The 11,990-nt window shown below is 58.2% G+C and carries 10 protein-coding genes; 6 read left to right on the top strand and 4 right to left on the bottom strand.

The window, feature by feature from the left end; translation table 11 throughout:
* The 6 genes from EN932_RS16760 to EN932_RS16785 form a co-directional block, all read left to right on the top strand.
* On the top strand, positions 1-947 hold a 947-nt coding region (locus EN932_RS16760), incomplete at its 5' end, for an FAD-binding oxidoreductase (RefSeq protein WP_164890509.1).
* Between the two features lie 124 nt (positions 948-1,071).
* On the top strand, positions 1,072-1,521 hold the full coding sequence (locus EN932_RS16765; RefSeq protein WP_127369135.1) for an EamA family transporter: 450 nt from the start codon (positions 1,072-1,074) through the stop codon (positions 1,519-1,521).
* Positions 1,518-2,525 carry an NAD(P)-dependent oxidoreductase gene (locus EN932_RS16770; RefSeq protein WP_027160518.1) on the top strand — a complete coding sequence of 336 codons (1,008 nt, stop codon included), beginning with the start codon at positions 1,518-1,520 and terminating at the stop codon, positions 2,523-2,525. Before EN932_RS16765 ends, EN932_RS16770 begins: the two co-directional genes overlap by 4 nt.
* A 104-nt stretch (positions 2,526-2,629) precedes the next feature.
* A complete protein-coding gene (locus tag EN932_RS16775; RefSeq protein ID WP_206519208.1) occupies positions 2,630-4,060 on the top strand; it encodes an aspartate aminotransferase family protein in 1,431 nt (476 codons plus the stop codon).
* 21 nt (positions 4,061-4,081) lie between these two features.
* The gene (locus EN932_RS16780; protein ID WP_063168215.1) at positions 4,082-5,314 is read left to right on the top strand and encodes a glycosyltransferase 87 family protein; all 1,233 of its coding nucleotides are present in this window, start codon (positions 4,082-4,084) and stop codon (positions 5,312-5,314) included.
* Positions 5,311-6,069 carry an FkbM family methyltransferase gene (locus EN932_RS16785; RefSeq protein WP_063168214.1) on the top strand — a complete coding sequence of 253 codons (759 nt, stop codon included), beginning with the start codon at positions 5,311-5,313 and terminating at the stop codon, positions 6,067-6,069. Before EN932_RS16780 ends, EN932_RS16785 begins: the two co-directional genes overlap by 4 nt.
* A gap of 46 nt (positions 6,070-6,115) precedes the next feature.
* On the opposite strand, the gene EN932_RS16790 is transcribed toward EN932_RS16785, so the two are convergent.
* The 4 genes from EN932_RS16790 to EN932_RS16805 form a co-directional block, all read right to left on the bottom strand.
* On the bottom strand, positions 6,116-7,426 hold the full coding sequence (locus EN932_RS16790) for an HlyD family type I secretion periplasmic adaptor subunit (RefSeq protein WP_063168213.1): 1,311 nt from the start codon (positions 7,424-7,426) through the stop codon (positions 6,116-6,118).
* Positions 7,413-9,254, bottom strand: coding sequence for a type I secretion system permease/ATPase (locus tag EN932_RS16795; protein WP_063168212.1), 1,842 nt, complete (start codon positions 9,252-9,254; stop codon positions 7,413-7,415). The genes EN932_RS16790 and EN932_RS16795 overlap by 14 nt, the downstream gene beginning before the upstream one ends.
* A gap of 106 nt (positions 9,255-9,360) precedes the next feature.
* Complete coding sequence (locus tag EN932_RS16800) at positions 9,361-11,202, bottom strand: hypothetical protein (RefSeq protein ID WP_063168211.1); 1,842 nt, start codon at positions 11,200-11,202, stop codon at positions 9,361-9,363.
* Positions 11,203-11,211: 9 nt separating this feature from the next.
* Positions 11,212-11,667 (bottom strand): hypothetical protein, encoded by a 456-nt coding sequence (locus tag EN932_RS16805; protein ID WP_127224123.1) that lies wholly within the window; start codon positions 11,665-11,667, stop codon positions 11,212-11,214.
* Positions 11,668-11,990 lie beyond the last annotated feature (323 nt).

Consider the following 11,990-nt stretch of genomic DNA (forward strand, 5'->3'; position numbering starts at 1 on the left):
GCTTCACGCTGCTCAGGTCCGATGGAAGGACCCATCGCTGCTCGGCGACAGACAATGCGCGGCTGTTTGCGGCGACGATCGGCGGCATGGGGCTGACCGGCCTCATTCTGTCGGCCTCGATCCGGCTGATGCGGGTGCATTCCCTCGACATCGTCGAAAGGGCGACGCCGTTTCGTGACCTCTGCGAATTCTTCGACCTGGCCGCGGCGGCCGATCAGGCCAACGAATATGCGGTCGCCTGGATCGACCAGCTTGCCGGCGGTCGCAACAGCGGTCGCGGCCTGCTGCTCACTGGCAATCACGCCGAGCACGGCTCGCATGCCGCTTCGCGCGCCGACGGCAATTTCTCGGTGCCGGTCCAGCCGCCGTTCAACGTGCTCAACCGGCCGTTCCTGACCGCCTTCAACGCTGCCTACAGGTGGAGGAAGAGCCGGGCAACGGTGCCGCGCCAGGCCGGCTACCAGGGCTTCTTCTTCCCGCTCGACGGCGTGCGCGATTGGAACCGGCTTTATGGGCCGAAAGGGCTGTTCCAGCACCAGAGCGTGGTGCCGGAACAGACGGCGCGCGAGGCCGTGCCGGCATTGCTGGCGGCTGCAAGGCAAGCCGGGCAGGGCTCGTTCCTCACGGTGCTGAAACGCTTCGGCTCCATCCGCTCGCCGGCGCTGCTGTCGTTTCCGCGTCCCGGCTACACGCTGACACTGGATTTCCCCAACAGGGGCGCCGCGACGCTGACACTGCTGCGGGAGCTCGACCGCATCACGGTCGAGGCCGGCGGCGCGGTCAATCCGTACAAGGACGCCCGCATGGGGGCCGAAATCTTCGCTTCGTCCTTTCCCGAATGGCAGCGGCTGGAAGCGCTCCGCGACCACGCCTTCATGTCCGACTTCTGGGCGCGCACCGCGAAGAGATTGGATACGCGGCGAGGCTCGGTCGAGGCTGCCGAATAGATAAAATCCGAATAATTATTGGTTAACAGATGGTTGATAGCGCGATTCACTCAAAACAAGGTTGGGACTTCACCAAATGTTTGCGGGTTTGTAGTAGGAAGTGTGAAGGGGTGGCTTGGAACTCATGAAATACATCGTCTTCATTCTCTTTACAGTCATGACCAATGCCGCCGCGCAGCTGATGCTGAAGCAAGGCATGATGTCGCTCGGACCGATCTCGTTCGAGGGCGTCAATCCGCTCGTCAAGCTGCTGCAGATCGTCTTCAGCCCCTGGGTGTTCCTTGGCCTGTGTACCTTCGTCATCTCGATGGCCTCGCACCTCTATGTGCTGTCCAAGGTCGAGCTCTCCTTCGCTTATCCGTTCCTCAGCCTCGCCTATGTTGCCGTCGCCATCTTCGCTTATTTCGTCTTCCGCGAGGACCTCAATGGCTGGCGGATCGCCGGCATCGCCTTCATCTGCGTCGGCACGGTGCTGATCGCGCAAAGTGGCCGGGATTTGGGTGGGCAAGGGCATGAGGACCAGGCCGCTTCCATCACGCCCGACAAGATCCAAGCAAACGAGATCCTTCGATGAGACATATGATTTTCGGCGGTGACGGTTTCGTCGGCCGCCATCTTGCCCCGAAGCTTGTGGCCGATGGTGAAGAGGTTGTCGTCGCCGACATCGTCAAGAGCGACCTGCCGCATTACCGCAGCGTCCGCTTTATCCAATGCGACGTCACCGATCCGGCCTCGGTCGCCGCGATTGGGCTGAAGGCCGACGACATGGTCTACAATTTGTCGGCCAAGATGCTGTCGCCGATCCAGGTGCGCGCCAAGCGGCATGACTTCTTCTTCCCTGTAAATTTCCATGGCACCGAGCACATCATGCAGGCCATGGACGGAGCCGGTGCGTCAAAACTCGTCCACTACACGACCGACATGATCTACGGCCACACGGTCACGCAGCCTATGACCGAGGAGCACCCGGTGGCGCCGCTGGGCGAATATGGCTGGTCGAAGCAGAAGACCGAGGAGCTGGCGGCCGAGTGGCGCAAGCGCGGCATGTCGATCTCGCTGTTTCGCCCGCGTCTGATCATCGGTCCCGGCCGGCTCGGCATTCTCGAAAAACTGTTCAAGCTGATCGACTGGAATTTTCCGGTGCCGATGATCGGTTCGGGCAGGAACCCTTATCAGTTCATCTCGGTGTTCGACTGCGCCGAGGCCGCCCGCGCGGCCTGGAAGGCCGGCGTGCCAAACGAGGCCTATAATCTGGGTTCGCTCAATCCACCGCCCGTCAAGAAGCTGCTCGGCGATCTGATCAGGCATGCCGGCTCGAAATCGATCCTGATCCCGACACCGGGTTGGGCGGTCAAGCGCACGCTGGACCTGCTCGACCTGATGAACATGCCGATCATGGACCCAGAACAGTATCTGATCGCCGACGAGGAATGCGTGCTCGACGTGTCCAAGGCCGGGCGTCAGCTCGGCTGGGCGCCGCAATATCGCGACGAGGACATGCTGATCGCCGCCTATAGCGAGTACCGCGCCAAGAAAGCCGGTCTCGCGGTCGCCACCACACATGTGCCCGCCGAATAGCGGCTCGCAAAACAGCTTTCGTTGCGCACGATTGCGGTCGTGCGTGCAGACAGGAGATTGAAATGACCGTCATGGCCAAGCCCGAACAGACGAATGCGCGCACCATGGTCAGTGCGCCGGCGCTGTCGCCCGCCACCATCGCCAAGCCCAACCTGATCAGCGTCGAGCAGGCCAAGGCGATGGACGTCGCGGCAATGACCGACCTGTTCAAGGCGCATCTCAACCCCGGCCAACTGCACTTCATGAAACTGCTCGGCTTCCACAAGATCAAGATCGAGCGCGCCGAAGGCATGTTCTACATCGACCAGAACGGCCGCAAGATCCTCGACTTCTTCGGCGGCTTCGGTTCGCTGGCCTTTGGCCACAACCATCCGCGCATCCTGGAAGCACGCAAGAAATTCCAGGAGGAGAAGCGCCAGGAAATCGCCATCGCCTTCATGTCGCAATATGCGGCAGCGCTTGCGCACAACATCGCCAAATGCTCGCCCGGCGATCTCGACATGGTATTTTTGGGTTCGTCCGGCTCGGAAGCGATGGAAGCGGCGGTGAAGCTCGCCGAGCGCGCGGCCGGTCCGAAGCGGCCGAAGATCGTCTATGCCGAGAATTCCTTCCACGGCAAGACCAAGGGCGTGCTGGGCATCACAGACGGCCAGCTTTACCGCGCCGACTTCAAGGTGGCGGAAAACACGGTCCGCATCCCGTTCGCCGACATCGAGGCGGTCGAGCGCCTGTTCCGCTCCGATCCGGAGGTCGGGGTCATCGTGCTCGAGACCATCCAGGGCGGTGGCGGCATCATCCAGGCGCCGGCCGAATATTGGCAGAAGCTGCGCGCGCTGTGCGACCAGTACGGCGTGCTGTGGGTCGCCGACGAAGTGCAGTGCGGCTACGGCCGTTCGGGCCGCTTCTACGCCTTCGAGCATTACGGCGTCATTCCCGATGTGACCGCGCTGGCCAAGTCGCTCGGCGCCGGCAAGGCGGCGGTGGGAGCCATGATCGCGCGGCGCGAGGTCTACATGAAGGCCTATGGCACGCCGAAAACGGCGATGATCCATGCCATGGCGACCTTCGGCGGCATGGGCGAGGCCTGCGTCACCGCGATCGAGGGGCTCAACGTGCTCTACGACGAGGGGCTGATCGACAATGCCGCCGTCACCGGCGACTATTTGCTGCAGCGCCTGCAGGCGCTCAGGGAAAAGTACCCGAAGATCATCAAGGATGTGCGCGGCAAGGGTTTTATGGTCGGCCTGGAGTTCCACGACTTCTCGCAGACCTTGCCGATGGTGCTGCGGCCGATCGTCAGCGTGCTCGACGACAAGCTGAAGGGCTCGCTGTCGGGCTTCGTCGGCGCGCTGCTGCTGCGCGATTACGACGTGCTGGTCGCCTTCACCGAGTACAACCGCAACGTCATCCGGCTGGAGCCGCCGCTGATCTGCCAGCGTGAGCATGTCGATCGTTTCGTCGATGCTTTCGACAGTCTGCTGTCGCGCGGCATCGTGTCGATCGTGAAGGATTTCGTCAAAAGCCAGGTCCGTTAAACCGAAACTCGCTGAGTAGACATGCTGACCAAGTCGCCCGCTCCACAGAACCCACTCGACCGGCTCACCGGGGCCGGTCTGGCGTGGGGCGTGGGGACTTATGCGCGGCTGGCGGCACCGATCGGCGCCGCGGCCTTCGCGCTCTACATTCTTTTTTCAGCGTTCACCGCGTGGGTGATGCCCGACGCCAATTGGGACATGCTGCCCTATCTCGCCATAGCGGAGGAAGGCACCTATCCCGATGCACAGGCGCTGCATGACTATGCCTACAACACTGTCAAATCGGGCGTGTCGGCCGGTGACTACAAGGCGCTGACCGACGATGGCGGCGGCTTCCGCAGCCACATGGCGGAGAATGCCGCCGACTTCCATTCATTGCTCGGCATGTACCGGATCAAGTTCCTCTATGCCGAGATCCTGTCGACGATGAGCGCGGTGATGTCGCCGGTCGAGGCGATGCGCCTGGTCTCAGTGTTCTCCGTGCTGCTGTTCGGCGCGATCGCCCTGATGTGGCTGCGCTCCGAGGGGGCACTGGCCTTGGCGCCGGTGGTCGGCGCGGTGCTGATCATGGCCGATTTCGGCGATGCGGCGCGCGCCTCAACGCCGGATCTGCTCACATCGGCGCTGTTGCTGGGCGGGCTTTATGCCTATGTCCGCGGCCGCGAGGTGGCGACGGCGATCCTGCTCTTCCTCGCCTTCATGGTGCGCCCGGACAACATTGTTTTCCTTGCTGTTTTTGCTGTGCTGCTGGTTGCGTTCCGGCAGAGGGCATGGGGCGCGCTGGCCGGCTTTGCCGCTTCCTTCGTTGCCTATTTCGCCATCTCGCACTGGGCGCATCATCCCGGCTGGTGGCCGCATCTGTGGTTCTCCAGCATCGAGCAGCATTACAATATGGACGGGTTCGAGCCGCCATTCTCCATCGTTGCCTATCTCAGGGCATTTGCCACCTCGCTGCTGCGTGCCGTCAGCCTGAACAGCTGGGTCGGCGTGTCGGTGCTGGCACTGGCCGGCTGGTTTGCTGCCGACCGCGCCGGCTTCCGCCTCGACCGCCGCGCCGGCATCCTGTTCGCGGCACTGGTGCTCGGCGCGCTGGCGAAGTTCACCGTCTTCCCGATCCACGACACGCGCATCTATTTCCCGCATCTGATCCCGCCATTCCTGCTGCTGGCGACGCCGTTCATGGCGTTGTGGGCGGCCGTGGCTCGCGGCCAGAATCGCGCTGCCATGCAAATCATTCCCGGAGACAAGTCATGAGTTCGCTATCCAGCCTGGCGCGCGTTGCCCTGTCGCTCGGTCTTCCCAGTGGCGTTCTCGATCGCGGGCCGTCGCTGCGCGGCACGAAATTCCTGGCCAAGGCAGCGCTGAAGGCGCGGTTTGGTGGGGCGGGGCGGCCGTTCCAGATGGTCAATGTCGGCGCCTGCGACGGCGCGCTCTTCGACGATGTGACGCCGTGGCTGCACAGGATTCCCGGTGCACGCGCGATGCTGGTCGAGCCGATCCCCTACAATCAGAAACGGCTGCGCGCCAACTACCCCGACATCAGCCGCTTCATCATCGAGCCGGTGGCGGTGACGAAGACAAAGGGCACGATCACCGTCCACACTTTCGATGCCGCCGCGCTCGAGGCCGGCACGCTGCCCATCGAATTCATCGGCTGTTCGTCGGTCACCGACACCAATCTGATGTCGGGCAAGAATGCCTGGGGCGAGGCCGACGCCAACTTCAACAAGTTCGCGCCGCATCTCAGGGACATCGAGGTGCCATCCGAGACCTTGCTGACGCTGCTCGACCGCAACGGCATCACCCATATCGACGCCTTCCTCGTCGATTGCGAGGGCGCCGACTGGATCGTCTTCGAACAACTCGACCTCAAGCGCTACCGTCCCGGCATGATCAAGGTCGAGGTCGGCGCGCTGCCGGCCGCCGAGATCGGCCAGGTCGTGGTCAAGCTGAAGACATCAGGCTATCAGGTCGGTTTCCAGGCCGAGGACATCTGGGCCTTCGTGTGAAGGAAGATAGAGCAGACGACCCCCTCCATTGCTACAAAGACGTGGCCTAGTCCTCTCTGAACGCACGACTGATCTGATCGGAAAGCGGCTTCACGAAATATGAAAACGCAGACCGTTCGTGGGTCTTGATAAAGGCCTCAACGGGCATTCCCGGAAGAACAATGAGTCCGTCTAGCCGCGCCAGTTCTTCGGGCGCTACCACGAAGCGCACCTGATAGTAGGAAGATCCTGAGCGCTCGTTAGTCGTCAGGTCAGCTGCAATACGGACAACCGTCCCATTGAGTTCCGGCGTGGTACGCTGATTGAATGCCGAGAGGCGTAGCACTGCCTTCTGCCCAAGCTCAATCTGGTCGATGTCGCGCGGTGCGATCTGGGCATCCAGCGCGAGCCCGCCGCTATCGGGAACGATCGACATAATCACATCCCCTGGCGAAATGACGCCGCCGACAGTGTGAAATGCCAGTTGGTGCACGATGCCAGCCTGTGGAGCGATGATGTCGATTCGCTTGAGTTGATCCTCGGCCGCGATCTTTCGCTCGATATATTCTCCGATCTGACCTTGCACTTCACGAAGTTCGGCGCTCACTTCAGTTTTCAGGTCGGAGTCGATCTGCAGGATCTGCAGTCTAGCTTCCGATATTCGGCCTGCTGCTTGAGCCTGGCCGGCCATCGCCTCGCCTCGATCACCGCCGAGGGTCGCCGCCTCTCGCTCCAGGTCGTTCAATCGCAACACAGAAACAATGCCCTTTGCCCGGAGCACTTGAAGCGAGGCGATCTCGGCATCAAGCACAGAGAGCCCACGATCAAAGGCTGTTTCGCGAGACTTCAGGCCATCGATCTCATGCGCGAACTGCTTAATTCTTTCGCGCAACTGGGACTTCTTCCCCGCTCGGTCTTCCTTCCTGAACTCAAACAGTCGACGCTCACTCTGAACGGCTGCGGCGATATCGGTGTTGTCAAGCCGGGAAAGTAAAGTTCCTGGAAACGCAATCTGGTCTTCGTCGTCGCGCTCGGCCTCAAGTCTAGCGAGCCGTGCAGTCAATTCGTCCAGCCTCTTGGTGACGATTCCAAGGTTTGCCCGCGCTTGCGTTGCATCGAGGCGCACAAGTACATCTCCGGCAGCAATCTTCTGCCCCTCCTTGATGAGAATCTCGCTGATAACGCCTCCAGTCAAATGTTGGATTTTCTTGACATAGCTATCGACGACAAAGGTGCCGGAAGCCACGACTGCACCAGAGAGATTGGTTGCGGCCGCCCACCCGCCTATGCCTCCCACCAAGAAAAGGCAGGAAGTGCCGCCAATGAAGAGGTGCCGCCGGATAGATCTTGAAACCAATTCGGCCTCAACGTTTGGCATCGGATCCCTCCATCAAGATTTCAGCGACCTCCGGCTTTGACTCGTTCGGATCTGCGACCATCTTGAAGGGCGCGAGCATCCTGGCCGATACAGAAAAGCCCGGATATCCAGCCATGGTAGGATTCGGAGAAGGGACCTTTGATATTTTCGAAAGAACTTCGTCGCGTGGTCCGAAGGCTTTGACCCGACCGGCCTCCATCATGAGAACGAAATCGACTGCAGCTAGCGCGCTCGGTCGATGCGCTATAACTATTGCGATCCCCTTGCGTTCCCTCACGGCCGCGATTGCCTTCACAACAGCAGCTTCGCCATCGGCGTCAAGATTCGCATTGGGTTCATCGAGCACGACGAGGAACGGATCGGCGTAGAGTGCCCTGGCAAGGCCGATCCGCTGGCGTTGCCCTGCCGAAAGGGATGATCCGGCTTCTCCAATGCGGGCTTCATATCCTTTATCAAACTGCAGGATAAGCTCATGAACGCCAGCCGCCATCGCGGCTGATACAATTGTCTCCGGCTTCGCGTCGGATTCGAAGCGGGCGATGTTCTCTGCGATCGTGCCATCGAAAAGTTCGCCCCCCTGTGGCAGGTAGCCGATGTGGCGACCGATTGCCTCCTGATCCCACTGGTCGAGTGACGCGTCGTCAATACGCACTTTGCCGCTCGCCGGGGTCCAGGCGCCAACGAGAGCGCGGGCAAGCGTCGACTTCCCCGCACCGCTAGGGCCAATAATGCCGAGCGCGCTCCCCGCGCGCATGACGAAGTTTGCTGCGAAGACCGTCGGCTTCGTCTCACCAGGGGGAACGACGGTGATGCCTGCGGCACGCAGTTCGCATTGCGGTTTGGGCAGGGCCAAGACAGTTGTCTCTTCAGGCATCATCAGCAGCAAATCCCTGAGGCGGATCCAACTCTGTCTCGCCATCAGGAACACTTTCCAACTTCCGATTGCCAATTCGACGGGCGCTAGTGCGCGGCCCATTATGATGGAACTGGCAATCATCACCCCCGGTGTGACCTGCTGCTCGATAGCGAGCCATGCACCCACTGCCAGGATTGCGGACTGGAGAACCAAACGAAGTGTTTTTGCAACGCCCCCTAGGCCGCTAACAACATCGCTGGCCCTGCGATTTGCCGCAAGGTAGTCCGAATTTGCAAGGCGCCAGCGCGCGGTCATGCGATTGCTAAGCCCCATCGCACGTATAGCTTCGGCATTGCGACGGGACGCGTCCAGCAAGGCATTGCGCACCGTGTTATGCCGGAGTGCCTCTCGAGTTGGGTTGCGGGAAGACGCATCGGTAATAACGGTAAGCGAGACCAACAAGATCGCGCCGACCATTGCTGTCATACCAAGCCAGAAATGAAGTAGAAAACACAGGCCGAGATAAAAGGGCATCCAAGGTAAATCGAAAAACGCGGTCGGACCGGGTCCGGAGAGAAAATTGCGTACATTGTCGAGATCGCGCAGCGGCTGCAATCCGTCGCTGGGCATGCGAGTTTCGAGTGGAAGGCGGACGACTGCGTCGTGAACGCGCCCGGAAAGCTGGTGATCGAACCGCTCACCGACGCGTAGAAGAACGCGGGCACGAATGATGTCAAGGCCGCATTGAAAGGCATATAGGCCGAACGCAAGCATCCCGAGGCCGACCAGTGTTGGGACGCTGTGGCTGGCAAGCACACGGTCATAAACCTGCAACATGAACAAGGGGGCAGTTAGCGCCAATACGTTTATGACGCCGCTTATCACCGCTGTTGCGAGGATTACCGCCTTGTTCGCCGCAACAAGTGACCTTTCAAATCCCCCAGAACCTATCTTCTCGGGGGATCGGGTCATGGAGATCTCGTTCCACCTACTTCAGCACAAAATCCTATGCATAGCTCAAGCATATTGCTTGTTACTGCCACTGATCCAGACCGAGGTGACTCACCCAAGACATACTTCAAGCGGCAACAAGCCATGCTGGGTCGAATCCCATATCAAACACGGTGTTCATTGCCACGCTGTGCGCGTTGTCATTTTCGTCCAAATAAGCCAACGAGAATGAATTAAAAACCTGCGATCTGCCGAAGTACCCGTTAATAACATGCGCCGACCCTGTCCATTCTGAAGACATACCAAAGTCTACCGTGTAGTCTCCATAAAGCACATCGGTACTGATGTAGTAGGCCTTGTTGGAGCTAAATGAATATGTACCAATTTCGATTGAAGTGGCTCCGTCATTGCCGCTGAGGGTATATTTTACATCCCACCAGTTCGTAACATAGTCTATCTCATACCATTGCTCACTTGCATGTATCGTTGTTGTACGCTGCGCGACCAATGTCTTCTCTAGATCCAGATCGGTGAGGCTTAATCCAGACAATAGGAAATTATTCAAGGGAGCAGAATAGTCTGAAGCGGGATCTGATGGCCAATACTTCTCTAGATTTCCAACAGCGACGTCATGCCCGCCATCGGGCGTCATGACATAGCCGACAAAAAAGTGACTCGAATCCTGGAACTCGATCGTGTCGTTCCCGCTGCCCGTATCAATCATGACCGGCAGGATTATACCCCAGCTGTTGTCTGCAACACCCGAGACTATGATGTGGTCATTTCCAGCGCCAGAAAAGACAAATCCCTGATCCGGATTGACCAAGGTTATCTCGTTGTCCTTTTCATTCCCAACAAGAATAAACTGAGAGGTGCTGTTCAAGGTGAAGCTGGTAACGTCACCCTGCAGGACAACCAGATTTCCATCCTTGTTCGCCGATGTTGCCGCATTTCCGGCTATGAAGGTGGCGCCGTTGATATTGACGATGTTATGCGGGTCGAGCCCCCAATAGTAAGGGTTCGACAGTTTGTAGGAATCCGATTGCATCCACTCGGAATTGTACCCTGCAAGAGTCAACTCGTTTGCGGTGCCGATGGTCTGGTTGATCACGTGATCGAACTCAGTCCCATGGGGAGTTGTGGGGAGATCGCTCCGGTCGAACGATATCTCCTTGTAGTCAGTGCTGGCATGCAGGATATTTGAGGTTCCTGAAACCGCCTCCTCAATCAGGAGACCATGAATGAACCTGCCAAGGAAACCAGACGCATCGGTGTCGTTAGCTGGGGCATACGGTTTTTGCTCGAACAGATATGACTGCTTGCTATCCAAGAATCCCGTATGGGTAGCGGCCCACTGGAGCAAGCTTTTGGCGAGAACATCGTCCCCGATAATAAATTTCATCTGAGATAGATTAAACACAAATGGATCCATATCCTGGAACCATTGGAGCGCATAGTTTTTCGCCGTAGCATCGCCGACTGTCAGCGGAATATTCATTCTAAAGTAGGATAGATACTGAGACAGATCCGCACTCGACGTGACCAGCCAGAAATCATAGTCGTTGAGAGCTCGAACCTCGTAGTAGGGTGTCCACCCTTCCGCCGCGCCTGAGAGCTCGGGGAAAACAGTTTGGTATGCTGCATCATGATAGTCGGAAATTTGCCGCCCCGTAAGGTTCCAATCAGTTTGTGTTGACCGAAGAGCGTAGTCACGCGTAGCGAGTTCCAGCATGAGCGCATCGCGACGTTGGTCAAAGAGTCCTGACGCGAAATCGCCATCTATTTTGTTCTTGGCATAGTTGTTAGCAACAATTCCGATTAACGAGTCGGCGTTCACGACACCATGTGCCATGCTTCCATAGTAGATGCCAGCGGCGGAAAGCGCATCGTAGTAATGAGACGCGTCACCCGTCGAGATGGTAAGCGCATATGCAGAGTTAATATCGTTTATCTGCTGTGAAGTTGGCATGATACGCTCCTATTTTTCAGAAAATGAATCAATCAGCGCCGAAAGACGTTTGTGAAACCTAGAGACGTCCTCTCGAAGATATTTACGAGGCGCCATGATCATCCAGCGCAATCCAGCCCTATCAAAGCTCATCATGCACGATGATACAGAAGAATATCCAGTGCACATAATGTACATAGGATCCGGCGCGGAAATATAGTAGATATTGTGAGAGAGATACCCCTTAGCATTATCCTTTACGCGAAACGAGGCGAATTTAATACCAGCATCGAGGTCATTTATAATTGGAAGCAGGAGGTTTTGCGGAATATGAATTTTTAGTGGGCCGCCTGGAACGGAGGCCGCCACTCCGAGTGCGTCCGAAAGCGGCAGCAGATCCTCCTCCCCCCGGATCTGGGGGTTTGGCCCGCGGCCAGCTTTCAGTTCAGGATAGCTCAGTCGTAGCGCGACTTGCTTGATATCCATGGTTGCCTTCGGATTTCGTTCCCGAAATAGATCTGAGGGGACATAGAGCGTTCCCTGCGAGTATGTCACGGCAACGCGATCGATCGACGAAGAGGTGAGCCAGAGAAAACGTTCGTCTCCAGTGTCGAGTGATGCGGATTGCGAGTGCCCGCAGGTGACCAAAGCCAAGAGGAGCGCAATTGAAAATCGACCTTTGAGCACGCGTTTTCCCGCCCAGCATGCGCTCTAATTCGTTAAGTTATTAGTATGCCATATCTCATAACGATTGCAACAATTAATATACTTACAGATTTATCTTTCATCGAAGTATATAAGTAAGATCT

Origin of the sequence: Mesorhizobium sp. M7A.F.Ca.US.002.01.1.1 (assembly GCF_004022955.1) — a bacterium.
Taxonomy (GTDB): Bacteria; Pseudomonadota; Alphaproteobacteria; order Rhizobiales; family Rhizobiaceae; genus Mesorhizobium; species Mesorhizobium ciceri.

Excerpts from the sequence above, each read along its gene's own strand:
- EN932_RS16785 (WP_063168214.1), top strand. The coding sequence starts at position 5,311 with ATGAGTTCGCTATCCAGCCTGGCGCGCGTTGCCCTGTCGCTCGGTCTT.
- EN932_RS16795 (WP_063168212.1), bottom strand. The coding sequence starts at position 9,254 with ATGACCCGATCCCCCGAGAAGATAGGTTCTGGGGGATTTGAAAGGTCA.
- EN932_RS16805 (WP_127224123.1), bottom strand. The coding sequence starts at position 11,667 with ATGGATATCAAGCAAGTCGCGCTACGACTGAGCTATCCTGAACTGAAA.
- EN932_RS16780 (WP_063168215.1), top strand. The coding sequence starts at position 4,082 with ATGCTGACCAAGTCGCCCGCTCCACAGAACCCACTCGACCGGCTCACC.
- EN932_RS16770 (WP_027160518.1), top strand. The coding sequence starts at position 1,518 with ATGAGACATATGATTTTCGGCGGTGACGGTTTCGTCGGCCGCCATCTT.
- EN932_RS16765 (WP_127369135.1), top strand. The coding sequence starts at position 1,072 with ATGAAATACATCGTCTTCATTCTCTTTACAGTCATGACCAATGCCGCC.
- EN932_RS16800 (WP_063168211.1), bottom strand. The coding sequence starts at position 11,202 with ATGCCAACTTCACAGCAGATAAACGATATTAACTCTGCATATGCGCTT.
- EN932_RS16790 (WP_063168213.1), bottom strand. The coding sequence starts at position 7,426 with ATGCCAAACGTTGAGGCCGAATTGGTTTCAAGATCTATCCGGCGGCAC.
- EN932_RS16775 (WP_206519208.1), top strand. The coding sequence starts at position 2,630 with ATGGTCAGTGCGCCGGCGCTGTCGCCCGCCACCATCGCCAAGCCCAAC.